This window comes from Hymenobacter mucosus, from assembly GCF_900188255.1.
Taxonomy (GTDB): domain Bacteria; phylum Bacteroidota; class Bacteroidia; order Cytophagales; family Hymenobacteraceae; genus Hymenobacter; species Hymenobacter mucosus.
Genome location: NZ_FZNS01000002.1, coordinates 532,708 through 548,039, shown reverse-complemented (window position 1 = coordinate 548,039; position 15,332 = coordinate 532,708). Strand labels below are relative to the sequence as shown.

General features: G+C 51.9%; 18 protein-coding genes. 5 read left to right on the top strand and 13 right to left on the bottom strand.

The window, feature by feature from the left end; all coding sequences use genetic code 11:
- Positions 1 to 150 precede the first annotated feature (150 nt).
- Positions 151 to 327, bottom strand: coding sequence for a hypothetical protein (locus CHB83_RS23765; RefSeq protein ID WP_045688286.1), 177 nt, complete (start codon positions 325 to 327; stop codon positions 151 to 153).
- 147 nt (positions 328 to 474) lie between these two features.
- On the opposite strand from CHB83_RS23765, the gene CHB83_RS06260 reads away from it, so the two are divergent.
- From CHB83_RS06260 to CHB83_RS06245, 4 genes are all read left to right on the top strand, one after another.
- On the top strand, positions 475 to 720 hold the full coding sequence (locus CHB83_RS06260; RefSeq protein WP_045688285.1) for a hypothetical protein: 246 nt from the start codon (positions 475 to 477) through the stop codon (positions 718 to 720).
- Positions 721 to 782: 62 nt separating this feature from the next.
- A complete protein-coding gene (locus CHB83_RS06255; RefSeq protein ID WP_045688284.1) occupies positions 783 to 1,502 on the top strand; it encodes a hypothetical protein in 720 nt (239 codons plus the stop codon).
- A gap of 2 nt (positions 1,503 to 1,504) precedes the next feature.
- Complete coding sequence (locus tag CHB83_RS06250; protein WP_089332030.1) at positions 1,505 to 2,671, top strand: SHOCT domain-containing protein; 1,167 nt, start codon at positions 1,505 to 1,507, stop codon at positions 2,669 to 2,671.
- Between the two features lie 80 nt (positions 2,672 to 2,751).
- The gene (locus tag CHB83_RS06245; RefSeq protein WP_179225469.1) at positions 2,752 to 3,804 is read left to right on the top strand and encodes a DUF3089 domain-containing protein; all 1,053 of its coding nucleotides are present in this window, start codon (positions 2,752 to 2,754) and stop codon (positions 3,802 to 3,804) included.
- Positions 3,805 to 3,899: 95 nt separating this feature from the next.
- On the opposite strand, the gene CHB83_RS06240 is transcribed toward CHB83_RS06245, so the two are convergent.
- The 12 genes from CHB83_RS06240 to recA all read right to left on the bottom strand — a co-directional run bounded on the left by CHB83_RS06240 (position 3,900) and on the right by recA (position 13,963).
- The gene (locus CHB83_RS06240) at positions 3,900 to 4,262 is read right to left on the bottom strand and encodes a hypothetical protein (protein ID WP_045688281.1); all 363 of its coding nucleotides are present in this window, start codon (positions 4,260 to 4,262) and stop codon (positions 3,900 to 3,902) included.
- A 41-nt stretch (positions 4,263 to 4,303) separates the two neighbouring features.
- Positions 4,304 to 4,726: a hypothetical protein gene (locus CHB83_RS06235; RefSeq protein WP_089332028.1), complete on the bottom strand. Its 423-nt coding sequence runs from the start codon at positions 4,724 to 4,726 to the stop codon at positions 4,304 to 4,306.
- A 21-nt stretch (positions 4,727 to 4,747) separates the two neighbouring features.
- A complete protein-coding gene (locus tag CHB83_RS06230) occupies positions 4,748 to 5,455 on the bottom strand; it encodes a carboxypeptidase-like regulatory domain-containing protein (RefSeq protein ID WP_089332027.1) in 708 nt (235 codons plus the stop codon).
- A gap of 484 nt (positions 5,456 to 5,939) precedes the next feature.
- Complete coding sequence (tsf, locus tag CHB83_RS06225) at positions 5,940 to 6,779, bottom strand: translation elongation factor Ts (RefSeq protein ID WP_045689286.1); 840 nt, start codon at positions 6,777 to 6,779, stop codon at positions 5,940 to 5,942.
- Between the two features lie 159 nt (positions 6,780 to 6,938).
- The gene (gene rpsB / locus CHB83_RS06220) at positions 6,939 to 7,706 is read right to left on the bottom strand and encodes a 30S ribosomal protein S2 (protein WP_089332026.1); all 768 of its coding nucleotides are present in this window, start codon (positions 7,704 to 7,706) and stop codon (positions 6,939 to 6,941) included.
- Between the two features lie 21 nt (positions 7,707 to 7,727).
- Positions 7,728 to 8,114, bottom strand: coding sequence for a 30S ribosomal protein S9 (gene rpsI / locus CHB83_RS06215; protein ID WP_045689284.1), 387 nt, complete (start codon positions 8,112 to 8,114; stop codon positions 7,728 to 7,730).
- Between the two features lie 43 nt (positions 8,115 to 8,157).
- Complete coding sequence (gene rplM, locus CHB83_RS06210) at positions 8,158 to 8,610, bottom strand: 50S ribosomal protein L13 (RefSeq protein WP_045689283.1); 453 nt, start codon at positions 8,608 to 8,610, stop codon at positions 8,158 to 8,160.
- Between the two features lie 225 nt (positions 8,611 to 8,835).
- Positions 8,836 to 9,549, bottom strand: coding sequence for an RluA family pseudouridine synthase (locus CHB83_RS06205; protein ID WP_045689282.1), 714 nt, complete (start codon positions 9,547 to 9,549; stop codon positions 8,836 to 8,838).
- A 99-nt stretch (positions 9,550 to 9,648) separates the two neighbouring features.
- Complete coding sequence (locus CHB83_RS06200) at positions 9,649 to 10,737, bottom strand: sensor histidine kinase (protein ID WP_089332025.1); 1,089 nt, start codon at positions 10,735 to 10,737, stop codon at positions 9,649 to 9,651.
- A gap of 131 nt (positions 10,738 to 10,868) precedes the next feature.
- A complete protein-coding gene (locus CHB83_RS06195; protein ID WP_045689290.1) occupies positions 10,869 to 11,570 on the bottom strand; it encodes a response regulator transcription factor in 702 nt (233 codons plus the stop codon).
- A gap of 261 nt (positions 11,571 to 11,831) precedes the next feature.
- Positions 11,832 to 12,662, bottom strand: coding sequence for a DUF3108 domain-containing protein (locus tag CHB83_RS06190; RefSeq protein WP_045689280.1), 831 nt, complete (start codon positions 12,660 to 12,662; stop codon positions 11,832 to 11,834).
- A gap of 203 nt (positions 12,663 to 12,865) precedes the next feature.
- Positions 12,866 to 13,963 (bottom strand): recombinase RecA, encoded by a 1,098-nt coding sequence (gene recA / locus CHB83_RS06185; RefSeq protein ID WP_045689279.1) that lies wholly within the window; start codon positions 13,961 to 13,963, stop codon positions 12,866 to 12,868.
- Between the two features lie 193 nt (positions 13,964 to 14,156).
- Here recA and CHB83_RS06180 point away from each other — a divergent pair, with 193 nt between their 5' ends.
- Complete coding sequence (locus tag CHB83_RS06180; protein WP_089332024.1) at positions 14,157 to 15,326, top strand: hypothetical protein; 1,170 nt, start codon at positions 14,157 to 14,159, stop codon at positions 15,324 to 15,326.
- The last annotated feature ends 6 nt before the right edge of the window (positions 15,327 to 15,332 follow it).

Below are 15,332 nucleotides of genomic sequence, written 5' to 3'. Positions count from 1 at the left end.
TAAGAGCCGCAAGGTACGCAAGCCCCCGCACAGGCGGCTGCACCCGTTCTGCGTAGGTCACAAGCAAAAAGCCCCCTGCCAAGGGGCAAGGGGCTTTTTCACAGTCATCTTTTTGTACTCTGGTAAAAGGCCAGGAGCTACTCGGTACAGCTAGTTCTTTCTGCCCGAGCCGCTTTTCTTTCCACCGCCGTCTTGCTTATTGACGGTGGCCCAAGCACGCTTTTCGGCTTCTTCTTCCGAAAGACCGCGCTTCTCGTAGCTTTCTTCAATGTGTTCGGCTTGCCGCTTCTGCTTGTCGGTGTAGGCCGATTTGTCTCCTTGTGGCATGGTATAGCAAAGGTGAAGGGTGCAACAACAGAAAGGAATCTCTGTTCGGTAATACGCGGCCAGCCCAGGCGTGTTATGTCGAGCTTGGCCCATTGGGAACAGGGTGTTGCCTATCTTCGCCCATTCAATTTGCTTATTTCGCTTCCTATGCGCCAGCTCGCCATCATTCCGCACCCCGAGGCCAAAATCACCCTGTTCTCTTGGAACGGCAAGTATCTCATCAAGCTGGAAAAAGGCTCCCTGGAGCAAACGTACAAGGTGAGTGAGCTAGACCTGACGAGTGAGGACGACATTCATACTCTGCTAGACGATGAGTTTGTGCAGGCAGCGGTGCGGCGCTTCCGCGAGATGCAGCAAGATTTGCAGGCTTCCTTCGACCGGCACGGAATCTGATAGCAGCGGCCACGACGACTTCTTGTCGGTCGGCATTTGTTTTCCACGCGTATGTATACTGTATGAAAAAGCTTCTTTCCTTCCTCTGCGTGCTCTTGCTAGCTGGCGGCGCCGCGCGTGCCCAACTCTACGATGCACGCACGAGCAGTGTCAACTTTGAAAAAAAGGAGCGCGAGGCCGTGAAGGTGCAGGTAGAAGGCTCTGCCCAATGGACGCGCGACTTTTGGCAGTCTTGGCTGAAGGACACCTATAGTATAAAGCTGAAAGGTGATGGAGTATTTGGAGTAGGCAAGAAGGATATCCTGTCGGCTAAGCAAGTGCCCATGTCGAGCGTGTCGGGCAAGCTGCTCGATCTGTACTCTACCGTCACTTCCCCTTCCGATTCGGTATCGGAGCTATCGGTGTGGGCTTCGTTAGGGTCCGATACGTTTATTACGTCTGGCGGCACCCCTTCCGAATTTAGCTCCCTGCGTAGCATCACCCAAAGCTTTGCCGCCGCGGCTCGCCTCAAGTCCTACCGCGAGCAAATTGAGGAAGCCGAAAAAATGCTGCGCGATTCTGAAAAGGAAAAAGATAAGTTGGAGAAAGAACGGGAAGCATTGGCCAGCACTACCAAGAGCAACCTGGAGAAGATAGAGCAGCTAAAGCAGCAGAACGAAGCTAACAAGCTGAAATCAAGCGAGGATTCCGTAAAGCTCCTCGATAACGCCCGCCTACTAGAGTTACGTAAAGCCCAATTGCAACGCCGTCGCGACCGGCTCACCAACCTTGACCGGAAGTAACCATGGATAAAGACGCTCTCGATACCCTCCGCCAACTAAAGGAATGGCTGGATGCAGGTACCATTACTCAGCAGGAGTTTGATACCCTCAAACAGAAGCTCATATTCAATAGCGACGCTGCTAAGCCTGATACTCCGCGTATTGCACCCATTGCTCCGCCGTCAGCTTCTGTAGCTACCCCTGCAGGACCTCCTGCGGCGCACCCTTCCGAGCCAACCATCATTCCGCCGGTAGAGGAGCCCCTGTTGCCCCCCCTCGTGCACCATCCAGTGGCTCCTACCTCCAGCGCAGGCACTCCCGCGCCGCCCTACGCAGCTTCCGGTTTTACACGCCCAAGCGAAGCTAGTCACCCAGGAAGAACTTCGCCAGCATCCGACGAAGCTACCTTTACCTCGCCTACTACCTATAAGGAGGAAGACTATGTGGCCGACGAGCCTTACGTTGCGCCCGCCAAAAGCCCCTTAGCGGCCATCCTGATTGTGGGTGGTATTGTAGCGCTGCTAGGGTTGGTAGCCTATCTAATGTTCGGTGGCCGCGAGTCGGAGCGCCTAACCAGTACTACTCTTACCGCTGCTGATACGCTGGCAGTGCAGCCCGAAGCTGGCCCACAAGCCGAGCAAATTGATCTGCCACCCGCTGCTGCCCCTGAAACGGTGCGCGTAGCACCCGTAATACCCGTAACGCCCAGTGATTCGGTAGCGCAGCCTAGCGCTGCCCCCACAGAAGAAACGGCTCCTCCGACGCCTGCGGTGCCTGATGCCGCTGCTGGGCAAGCTGCGGAAGCACGGATTCAAAGTATACTGAATGCGTACTACACCGACATGCAAGCCGCGCCCTTCGCGGCTGCCACGTATTTCGCGCCCAAGGTAGAGCGGTTTTACACCATGCAGAACACAACTCCTGGGGCTATCAATGACGAGCTCACGAAATCACACTTTCCTGAGTTTTTAGAAGCCGAAAGCCAGATTGAGCCGGGCACTCTCAAGGTGAGTGAGCCCGTAAATGATGGCTCTCGCGTGGTTACGTACCTAGAAAAGAGTAAGGCGTTGCGGCAGTCCATGCAAAAGCACCAGCAGACGACTGCACAAGTGCGGGTTCGCTTCGACCGAAATTTTAAGATTATCTATCTGCGCCAGGAGAAGCTACTCGAAAACACATTTAGCGAATAAGATAGTTGCCCTTTTATCTGCTACCCGTATCCTGCAACCAGGAGCGGGTGGCTGTGTTTATTGCCCCAATGCTACCCTTCTTGTCTACTCGTTATTCCCGGCTTCCTCTACTATCAGTAGGAATAGTGGGACTGACTTCTTGCCTCTCGGTTATCAAACCTACCCATGATTTCGCAGTTCGGCCACAGCCTGAAGCGCCCGACTACCGCATGGAGGATAATTGGGCAGCCTTACCCGATCGGCTTGACTCAGCCGACGCAGTGCCTCGCCACACGTTGTTACGTGACCGGCAGCGCGATGCTCCGGTGGATGTATTTTTTGTGCACCCAACCACGTACTTCGGTCGTGGGCACTGGAATGCCAATCTAGCTGATGAAAAGGTAAACTACTTCACCAACAATACCTCCATGCGCAAGCAGGCCTCTGTATTCAACAGCACGGCCCGCATTTACGCACCGCGTTACCGGCAGGCCACGCTGTTTTCTTTCTTTGACGAAAAATCGGTGAATGGGAAGGACGCGCTAGACCTGGCGTACAGCGACGTCAAGGAGGCTTTTCACTACTATCTCAAGCACTACAATCATGACCGACCTATTATTGTGGCCGGTCATAGTCAGGGAACCTACCACGCTACCCGCTTATTGCGCGAGTTTTTTGACAAAGACCCTAAGCTCCGTCGGCAGCTAGTAGCAGCCTACCTTGTTGGCTATAAAGTAAAGCCGGAGGAATACCAGGTGTTGCGTCCTTGTGAGGATTCTACGCAAACAGGGTGCTATGTCTGCTGGAATGCCGTGGAATGGGGCAACGAGTATCCTCCATTTGACGGCGGCGTAGCCGTCAATCCCTTGACGTGGACGCGTGATACGGTTACGGCACCAGCGTATTTAAATCTAGGTGGTGTGCCTAATAGCTTCAATAAGGCCGATAAGCGGATAGTTGATGCCAAAGTACATAACGGGTTAGTCTGGATTCATCCGCCCCAGCGCGAGGGGTATCCTCGCTTCCTGCTTCCTGGCCGGCCTGAACTACGCCACTCCTTCCATATTGCCGACTATAGTCTATTTTACTACAACATCCGGCAAAATGCCGAGGCTCGAGTGCGTACCTACCGTATGAAAATGGGGCGAGGGTAATGATGCTTTCTGTGGTGCGTATCTGTAGTTCAGCCAGAGGATACTAAAAAGCCCCGCTAGTGACACTAGCGGGGCTTTTTGATCTATAGAGAACCTTAGTTCAATACCGAAGTCTGGCCTTTCAGGATCTGGCGAGCAACTGCGAGGTTCGTGTCGCGGGTGTTTACTGCCAGATAAATGAATTTGTCACCAGTAGGCGAAAGCTTAATCAGGTGCAGCTGATCGGTTAGGGTCAGCAGGATGTCCTGCACCGTTTGATTCAGCTTCAATGCCTGGATGGCCTTTAGCTTCTGCTTTACCACTTCCGTGTTGTAAGCAGCCGCCGTGTCGATATCGAAATCGGAAATATTAGAGTGTGAAGCGAGGGGCATGCCCGTTTCAGTTTCTACTACGGCTACGGCCAGTAGGGTGGGGAGCTCCTCAAGGATTTCTTTAACGGCTTGTTTTGGGCTTGACATGAGTCAAAAAGTTGAAAAGTTGTAAAAACAGTTGGTATATTTTATGAGGTATGCCGGCGCAAGATCTCCCAGGCCATGCCCAGATTTGTGTCAGCAAAGCGAACTGCAATGAAGCAGTACCATTGCCCGTTGTGCATCGGGCGCAAGGTGTGCAGTTGATCCTCTAGCATCACCGTGATGTCGGTCAGTGAGCCGCTGGGCATATTTCGCGCGGCTAGCGTATCAGTTGTCAGGCGAAGCAGTTTCGCGTAACGCAAGCTGATCTGGTTAGGGTTAAGCGTCGTCGCTGTAGTATAAGAAGCTAATACCCGCCCAGATTGTGTTTCTACCACGCAGGTCAGTAGAAGTTCAGGCATATCACCTAAGAGCTTCTCTAGGATGGTTCCGGCTTGTGTTCCTGCCGCATCCGACGTGCTGACTGTGATTTTTCGAATCTTGGGTCTGTTAAGAAAAGGAATATTCATCTAGTAAAAAAAGCGGGACATCTACCCAGCCCATAACTGCCACCAATGATGCTTTTTGGTTTTGCCTTCGCGAGGTAGCAGGGTCACGTTGTACGTGCTACGGCCATTGAGTTGTACTTCCTCTTCCTTGTAGCCGCCATAAGCGTACTGCAAGTTGTTTACCTTATTGGCTGCCACCAAAATGGTGTAATTGCCAGCCTTATCGGTGCTAACGCCACGACCGTTCACGCGGTCCAGAACGGTAGCGCCTACCAAAGGCGTGCCATTTTCGTCCAAAATACGACCACGCATTGTTACAAAGCGCACAGCAGATGCGGAAGAGGCAGACGTATTTGCATCTGCAGTCATTGCTGTAGTTGCATCAGCTACGGCTGGCAGGTTTTCAATAGGCGTTGTAGCCGTAGGAAGGTTAGTGCCAGCGAATACGGCGCTACCAATAAGGGCACTACCAGCTACCAAAGAGGCGGCCCGGCGACGGAAACGCTGCGGCTCGGTCCGAATCATATCGAACTGGCGCTGCACCCATCCAACTGGGCGAACTTGGTGACCTTGCTTTTTCATTTCATAAAAACGAAGCAGCGTAGCGTCAGCATGGTTGCTATTCGTTTTCATGAAAGCATCTACTGCCTCCGTGTTTTCAATTGATAAATCGCCACGTAAGTAAGCGTCCCGATATACGGGCAGAAGCTCACCCGTAGTCGGATGAAATGGGTTAGCGCTTAGCTTCATATTATCTTGTACAAAAGGTGTGGGGTAGGACGGTGGGCATATTATTGGACTATGCCGGTGATACAAAGGTGGGGCGCTGATTTTGAAATAAATAGCGCCTTCCTGCCATTAAAGAATAAGTCCTATTCACTCGTTTTCGTCTAATTATGGTGATCAACCGACGAAAGGCATATTATTATCAGTAAATACCGGAATATAAAGGATGAAAAAAATCTAAGCCCACTGTAATATTCTTAGAAAATAACCAGTCCATTCTATGTTTGGGATATGATGTTGGTACATAGTATAGGAGGCGCCGAGGCTTTTCTGCTTAATAATAAGCAATTAAGCTCGTTAGTAGTTGGTTGTGTAATCTGAATGGTAATCCTTTTCTCAATATGGGAATGGGTCCTGAATAGATCAGGCTAAGCCTTGAGCTAGACAAAAAAGAAGGGCCCCGCCAGCATATGCTGGCGGGGCCCTTCTTTTTTGTCTAGCTCAAGGCTTAGCCTACAATAGCTACACGCTTGAAGTCAGAAATCGTCAAGCCCTTTTGAGTCTTGTCGAGCAGTTGAGCAATTGTTACTGAATTGTCTTTTACAAACTCCTGGTTTAGCAAGGTGTTTTCTTTGTAAAACTTATTCAGTTTGCCCTGTGCAATTTTTTCAAGCATTGCCTCTGGCTTGCCTTCGGCACGAGCTTGTTCTTTGCCGATCTCAATTTCACGTTCGATGGTAGCAGCATCAACGCCATCCTTATCGAGAGCTACTGGCTTCATAGCTACAATTTGCATAGCTACGTCGCGGCCTACTGACGTCACGTCGGCACCACCTACGTTTTTCAGGGCCACTAGAACGCCTTTCTTATTATCGGAGTGGATGTAAGAAGCTACCTTCTCAGCAGTCACATTTTCGTAAGAAACTACGTCTAGCTTCTCGCCAATTTTGCCCATCAGGTCAGTGATGTGCTCCTGTACGGAACGACCATCTTCTTGAGGAGCAGCTAGCAGTTCTTCTTTCGTAGCTGCGTTAGTTTTCACGGCCGCATCCAGTACGAGTTGCGCTAGGTTCTTGAAGTCGGCTACTTTCGCTACTGGCTCGGTTTCGCAAGCCAAAGCAATCAGTTTACCGTTGGTGCCATCCTCGCTTACAGCAGCCAGTACAAGGCCTTCAGATGTTGCGTTATCCGAACGCTTGTCAGCAATTTTCTGGCCCTGCTTGCGCAGAATGTCACGCGCAGCTTCGAAGTCACCATCGGCTTCCGTTAGCGCTTTTTTGCAATCCATCATGCCAGCACCGGTCATGGTGCGGAGCTTGTTCACGTCTGCGGCGGTAATTGCTGCCATTGTTGTGAGAGTATATGAGGGTGTGAGGGTTAATTTCTGTGCAACTGCCGGTAGCTAATGGCTTCAAAGGTGATGCATTAGCTAGCGTTGGCAGGTAAAGAAAAAGGGAACATCGGAGCCAACGCTTCGCATGTTCCCTTTTTTCAATGAACAGGCAGACTATTCGTCAGCGTTCTGTTTTTCCTGAATGCCTTCGTCTTCAGCTTGCTTTTTGTCGGCATCCTCCTTGTCGACTTTGCGCTCCGATAGGCCTTCCTCGATGGCTTTGCCAATCACGCCCACGATGAGCTGGATTGACTTCGATGCGTCGTCGTTAGCGGGAATGGGGAACTGCACCAGCTCAGGGTTCGAGTTCGTGTCGCAGATAGCAAACACCGGGATACCCAGCTTCTGAGCTTCTTTCACGGCAATGTGCTCACGCTTCACGTCTACCACGAACAGAGCAGCAGGCAGACGGCTCAGGTCGGCAATACCGCCCAGAACGCGCTCCAACTTCTCGCGCTCACGCGACATCATCAGCTTTTCGCGCTTTGCGAGAGCAGCGTAGGCCGTATTTTCTTTCACCATCTTATCGATGGTGCTCATTTTCTTCAGCGACTTGCGCACCGTAGTGAAGTTGGTGAGCATACCACCCAACCAACGGTCAGTTACGAACGGCATTTTGAGGCGCTTAGCCTCTTCCGTTACAATTTCTTGCGCTTGCTTCTTGGTGGCCACAAACATCACCTTACGACCGCTCTTAGCAATGTTACGGATAGCCGCAGCTGCTTGATCGAGCGAAACGAGGGTTTTGTTCAGGTCAATGATATGGATGCCGTTCTTCTCCATGAAGATGTACGGCGCCATTTTAGGATCCCACTTGCGCGTAAGGTGGCCAAAGTGCGACCCCGCGTCGAGTAGTTCTTTATAAGTGGTGGTCTGAGCCATGATAAGGGTTCCTCTGGAAGATTAGCGTTTCGAGAACTGGAACGAACGACGAGCTTTGCGCTTGCCGAATTTCTTGCGTTCCACCATGCGCGGGTCGCGGGTCAAGAAGCCTTCTTTCTTCAGCGCGGGGCGAGCCTCCGTGTTGTCGCCGACGATGGCTTTCGAGATGGCCAGACGGATAGCTTCAGCCTGAGCCGAAATGCCACCACCGCGCACGTTCACCTTGATGTCGTACTGACCGACTTGCTCGATCGTCGCCAAAGGCTGGTTCACGATGTTTTCCAGGAGCTCGTTACCGAAGTACGTCTTCATGTCCCGGCCGTTGATAGTGATATTCCCTTGCCCGGCCTGCATGTAGATGCGGGCCACCGAGGTTTTTCTTCTACCAGAGGTATTGGAGATTTCCATTAATGAAATGAATTAGAGAAAAAGGAAAGCCTTACGAAAAGGCTTAGAGGTTCGTGAGTTCAACAGCTTTGGGCTGCTGCGCTTCGTGGGGGTGCTCAGAGCCAGCATACACGTACAGGTTGCGGAACTGTGCTGCGCCCAGCTTGTTGCCTTGCAGCATACCACGCACAGCGTGCTCAATCACGCTAGCCGAGTTTTTGGCTTTCTTGTCACGCAGGTTAATGCGCTTCTGACCGCCGGGGTAGCCCGAGTGCGTGATGTAGATTTTGTCGGTCAGCTTTTTGCCCGTTACGCGCAACTGGTCGGCGTTGATAACGATGACGTTGTCGCCGCAATCAGAGTTGGGGGTGAACGACGGCTTGTGCTTGCCACGTAGCATGTTGGCAATCTGGCTGGCCAGACGGCCCAGCGGCGCAACACTGGCATCAACCACAACCCATGCCTTATCGGCGTTGGCTTTGTTGACGGATACCGTCTTGAAGCTCAGATGATCCATTGGGGAGGAGGATAAGCGTTTGGAAATGAGGAGAAAACCGAACGAGGTTCGGGAAAAACGGACACAAAGTTACCGCCTTTGGGCGGATATGCAAGGCCTTGTGTGATTATTTGTGCCTGAGTTAGAAGTAAGTACACGAGCGCCTCAGCCAGAGCAAGCCAGCAGTTGACTTGCTCGCCAACAGCAGTAATCATATACAACTAACTGCAACAGCTCAGTTATGAGCTACTGATATTGGCGTAGCGTATCTACCAATACCCGAAAATCTTTTGGGTAGGGTGCCTCAATTGTGGTGGTTTCACCATTTAGCAGCGCAAACGTGAGTTGGGCAGCATGTAGCGCAAACCGCTTGATGAAAGGTTGCTCTTCTTCTCCCTGCTTTACGTTAAACTTCTTTTTCAGTGAAGACAGGTAGAAGTTGTCGCCCCCATACATAGTATCTCCTACAATAGGCGCTTGGAGGTACATAAGGTGCAGGCGAATCTGGTGCATGCGCCCTGTTACGGGCTGGCATTCCAGCAGCGTGTGCTTGGCAAAAGCTTCCAGGGTGCGCACCATGGTTATGGCAGGCTTACCCTTATAGGCCAACCGAGCCTTGCCCTTGGTGGTCGTCTCAATGTTACGATCTACCTGCAAGCCCTCATACTCATGTACGCCCCAAGAGACGGCATGGTACACTTTTTTTACCTCGCGGTTTTCAAACTGCATAGCCAAATGACGATAGGCAGCCGGGTTTTTGGCGAGGGCAAGGGCACCGCTGGTTTCCTTATCGAGGCGGTGGCACGCTTGGATATCGTCGTACTTCTCGCGGGCTAACCGCAGGATATTCGGAGCTCCTCCGAAGCGCTCATCTAGAGTGGCCAGGAAAGGAGGTTTGTTGATGATGACGTAGTCTTCGTCCTCAAACAGAATCAGGTCGTTGAAATCAGGTAGCTTCATATGCGTGCTGCAAAGGTACGGCAATGTGGGCTAAGCATACGCGTGTGCAGCACGACCCACAAGTAATGAGTAGAATTGGCTATACAAGCAGTAGTAATCCTATTCTTGAGCAGTAGGGACCACTACAGGCCCTTTAGACTTGGGCAATTTAAACTCTAGTAAGGTCCCTTGGCCTAGTTCACTACGCACCCGGATGGTAGACTTGTGCGCTTCTACAATGTGCTTGCTGATAGCTAGCCCTAGCCCTGAACCACCCGCATTACGCGACTCTCGGCTGCGGCTCTTATCAATACGGTAGAAGCGTTCAAAAATGCGGTTTTGATGCTGCTTGGGAATACCCTCCCCATCATCTTGCACGCTAATGCGAATTCCTTTGCCACTCTCCGTCAGAGTAACCGTGACGTGCCCATACTCCCGACCGTACTTGATGGCGTTGTCGATGAGGTTGATGAGCACTTGCCGAATACGGTTGCGGTCGGCTACTACTTGCAGCGGCTCGTTGGGAGTAGCAGTTGGGCTAACAAGGGCTAACTCGACGTGGCGAGCAGTGGCTTTCATCTCTAGTTGCTCAAAAATATCGCGCACTAGTTGAGCAATGTCGAACTTTTGGCGGCGCATGCGCACTACGCCCTTTTCCAACTGAGATATAGTTACTAAATCTTGCACTAGGGCATCTAGCGCATCAAGGCTGCTGGCAGCCTTTTGCAAGAACTTTTTGCGCGTGAATTCATCCACATCATCATCGTCTAAGATGGTATGAACAAAACCCTGAGCCGCAAAAATGGGCGTTTTTAATTCGTGTGAAACGTCGGCCAAGAACTCTCGGCGTAGCACCTGCAGGCGTTTCAGCTCGTCAATTTCCTGCTGACGGCGTTGCGCCATGTCCAAGATTTCGTCGCGCATGCGTTTTAAGGGCTCTGGTCGAAAGAGAAACTTACTCGACATGCGTCGGAACTCCTTCCGCTTGATATTCTCTAGCCCTTCGTAGATGTTGTTGATTTCCCGAAAAATTAGGGCTTCAAACATCAGGTACAGAAGCAAAAAACAGGCAGCTACCGTAATGCCTGCTGCCAGCACGCCATCCTGTAGGGTTAAGGTAGGCGCTACCCAAGCGAGGGTGGTCAGCACACCAGCTACCAGTAAGGACAGGATGATGGCAATGACCCGAGATGAAATGGTAAAACGCATACTGTTGAAACAAGAGGATACTCAAAAGACGCCATGCCAAACGCGGAACAGCTTCTAGCACTAGGAATATACTACTCCTGTGGCAGAAGGCTATCCACGCCTCGCATGACGTCTTTGCTAGTCCCTGTCGATTAGTTGTCGGTATTGAATTTGTAGCCGACTCCTTTTATCGTCTGGATGTGATGGTCGCCAACTTTCTCGCGCACTTTTCGCACGTGCACATCGACAGTGCGAGCTAACACGAATACGTCATTTCCCCAGATGTTCTGGAGCAACTCGTCGCGCCCAAATACTTTATGGGGCGAGGCGGCCAGAAATGCCAGCAGTTCGAATTCCTTTTTTGGCAAGGATATTTTGCGCCCATCCTGGTACACCGCAAAACCGGTGCGGTCAATCTTGAGGCCGTTGATTTCAATAGACTCTACCTGCACCTGCGGGTCTTTATCCCGGCGCACATAGGCAGCCAAGCGGCTCATCAGTGCGCGAGGCTTAATGGGCTTAGCAATGAAGTCGTCGGCACCGGCATCAAAGGCGGCAACTTCTGAAAACTCTTCAGCACGGGCCGTTAAGAAGATGATGTATGTTTCCTTGAACTTAGGTATTTCGCGCAGTTGACGGCAGGCGGCAATACCATCGAGGTGAGGCATCATCACATCCAGCAAGATAATGTCGGGGTTGAACTGTGGCGCAACCTCCAATGCTTTGCGGCCATCGGGGGCAGAGGCTACCTCGTACCCTTCTTTGCGCAGGTTGTACTCCAGTAGCTCTACAATGTCTGGATCATCATCGACTACTAAAATCTTGTAAGCGTTAGGCGAGGAAGTTGGTTGCACGGGGCGAGGCGGTTTGGGGTAGAAAAGAATACGCGAAGACAAAAGTACCGCCGGCCGGCGGGCACAGCGTGTTACGTTTTCGTTACCCGGCACTGGGGCAGGACGACGCACGTACGGAGTTGTATAGGTTTCGGCGGGTTCCGACGAAGCTGAACAGGAATTTTCCGGGGTCCAGGGTGAATCAGTGAAATCCATACAGAGCGGGGAGGGGAGAAGGCAATAAAAAAAGCGACCCCACAGGGAGTCGCTTTCTCAAAGACATTAGTTCTTAGCTACCAAATTCAGACGGTTTCGCAGGCCTTTGTATTTGTACATATCTATTTTCACGGCGCCCACGAACATCTCAGCCTGAATCAGCACCGGAATTTTATTTCGGTCGTCGGAGAGATAAACCGAAATGGCATTTTCTCCTCGGAACAGCTTGTTGCTAGGCATTTTAGGAACGAGGCGGATAGCGCGAATAACGCCGGCTTTGGTTTCTACCGTTTCGCGTCCTTTATACACAACGTCCATATTGAAGACGTCTTCATCGAAGAAGCCCTGCACCTTTATGACTTCGCCTACCCGCCGCTGATCATAGTTGAGAGTGCGCAGGAAGTAAAAGCCGCTTACTAGGTCTTGCACGTTGTTGGGGATTTTGAAGGTTCCGTGCTTAACCTCGTTTTTGTTCTTTTTGTAGCTCTCAACCGTTGCCATGTCGCGCAAGTGGTCGAAGTCTACCGTTTCGTGCTTGCGGTAATTTTTTTCTTCGATGCTGCGCGTAAAGCGCTGGGGTAAGATGCTGGTCGTGTCGATGTAAGACCGCCACGTATCACGGATGCGCAGAAAGTAGTCGAACGAGCCAATAGTAGTACCCGAAACAGTGGCCCGGTAGCAAGGCCGTTCGTTCACGCGATGCACGTTGGGGTCTAGTTCAATTACCGCTTCCGCCGCATTGATCAAGCCATAATGCACCTTATATTGAAGAACCTCACCGCGCTCAAAGCTAGTATTGGCAACGCTACGGGTAGCATTTGAAAGAGGGCTGAATGCCGTGAGCAGCGCCGCCAAGGGCAGCAGAAGCGACGGGAACAGGAGCCAGCGGCGAGTCATGTAGTAGCGGCAGAGTAGGGTGTAGCCGGTGCCTCTTCAAATGGGGTGCCAGCAAAGATACAGGATTCGGATTGGGTACGAATATTTCCTTACGCAAAGCCCATCTGAATTGGTTTTGTGCCGGGTCACTTACCCAGTATAAGCATAAAAAGCCCCGCTGGTTTACCAGCGGGGCTTTTTACATACCGCAATAAGATTACGACTTACAGCTCAACTGTTTCATCGTCATCCATCGAACGATCCTCAGGAATAGCTGCTAGTGCTTCCTCCGGGTCGCCTTTCACCTTGGCGCGGATCTGCGCTTCGATCTGGTCGGCCAATTCAGGGTTGTCCTGTAGGATGGTCTTTACGCCTTCACGGCCCTGACCAAGACGGTCGCCATTGTACGAGAACCACGAGCCCGACTTGGCAATGATGCCCATGTCAACGCCTAGGTCAAGAATTTCGCCCACCTTCGAGATACCCTCGTTGTAGATGATGTCGAACTCGATAACCTTGAAGGGGGGAGCTACTTTGTTTTTCACCACCTTCACCTTCGTGCGGTTACCCGTCACGTTGTCTTTGTCCTCTTTGATCTGACCAATACGACGGATGTCAAGGCGAACCGAGGCGTAGAACTTCAGAGCGTTACCACCAGTAGTGGTTTCGGGCGAGCCGAACATTACGCCGATCTTCTCACGCAACTGGTTAATAAAGATGCAGAGACAGTTGGTTTTGTTGATGGTACCCGTAAGCTTACGCAGGGCCTGAGACATCAAGCGAGCATGCAGACCTACTTTGGAGTCACCCATGTCGCCCTCCAGTTCACCTTTCGGTACCAGCGCTGCTACGGAGTCAATCACGATAATGTCGATGGCACCAGAGGAAATTAGCTGATCGGCAATTTCCAGCGCTTGCTCACCATTGTCGGGCTGAGCAATCAGCAGGTTCTCAGTGTCGATACCTAGCTTTTTCGCATACAGCGGGTCAAAGGCGTGCTCGGCGTCGATGAAGGCCGCAATGCCACCTTTCTTCTGCGCCTCAGCAATAGCGTGCATGGTGAGGGTCGTCTTACCCGACGATTCTGGACCGTAGATTTCTACCACGCGGCCCTTGGGCAAACCGCCTACACCTAGGGCAATATCTAGGCCTAGCGAGCCGGTGCTGATAACTTCGACGTCCATCACCTTGTTGTCGCTGAGCTTCATCACGGTGCCTTTGCCGTAGTTTTTGTCAAGCTTGTCCAGGGTGAGCTGGAGCGCTTTCATTTTCTCGGCGTTGGCGTTGACAGTTTTCTCGGCCTTGTCAGTGGTTGCAGCCATTATATAGAGGGGTTGTTTGGAAATGCTTAGGTTTGGTGAATGTAACCCTTTTAGCCGGCCTCTACAACCGTGTAGGAAGCAAGCCAGAGCCACATTGCCGGGGCCTTTTCGGGTCGGCTCATGGTAACGTCGACGGGCTATATTTTGTGCCCACAATGCTAAAAAAATTCGTTGATTTTAGGGTGTTTTTTCTGTGCTAAAATTTTTGGGAAATAGCCGCGTTTCTACCGCCCTGATACTGACGTTGGTAGGCTGGTTGGGTACCCTGCGAGTAGCGTTTGGGCAGTTAGATAATCGGGCATTTACGTATCCCCTGCCCTTGGGGCCCTCTTACGAGCGGCAGCTCCGCTTAGATGTGCAGGGCTTCTTATTCAATAAGGACAACGAGTATTTCAACAAAATTGACCCCGGTCTCACCTACTTCGGTGCCCAACTAGCCCCGCGGCTAGTATATTTTCCTGCCGCCAATCTACGACTGGAAGCGGGCGTCTACCTCTGGAAAGACTATGGTGCGCCACGGCTACGGCAGGTGCGGCCGCTACTCACGGTAAAGTACCAGCAGGGGCCGCACCGGCTCATCTTTGGCAATCTGGAAGGCCATCTGCACCACGGCTATATTGAGCCGCTGTTCGACTTCGAGCGCGTCATTACGAATCGGCTGGAAGAAGGTACCCAGTATCAGCTACGAACGCCCCGCACCTTTCTGGATGTGTGGGTAAACTGGCAACGCCAGCAGTACCGATTTAGCAATTTCCAGGAAGAGGTAGCGGGTGGATTTTCCTCGGAGTTTAACCTGCTGGGCGACTCTACGGGTTGGCTCCTGAAGCTACCTGTGCAGTTCACGGCCACTCACCGCGGCGGCCAGCTCGACACCATTGACATACCCCTGCAAACCCTGTTTAACGGCGCTACCGGCCTACGAGTGCGGCGGGCAGTAGCGTCTCGCTTCGTGCAGGCAGCGCACTTCGACGGGTACTTCGCTTATTTCAAGGATTACTCTTTTACTAGTGCACTGCCCTATGGCCACGGTACGGGTCTCTACCTGAACGCTGGTCTTGATACCAAGCTATCCAATCTGCAACTGGCTTACTGGAGTGGCAACGGCTTTATATCGCCACTGGGGGGACGGCTGTATCGCTCAATCTCGGTATCAGCTGTGGACCCAAATTATACGGAAAAGCAACGAGAACTGCTGATTTTGCGAGTGATGCGAGATTACCGGCTGCCCGGCAACCTGCTCCTGACTACCCGTTTTGAGCCGTTGTATGATCTAAACAATGGGCTCTTCGACTTTTCCTTTGCTCTCTACCTCAATTTCAACCAAAGCTTCTTGCTGAAGACCCTCCGACGCGACGATGACTAGCAGCGC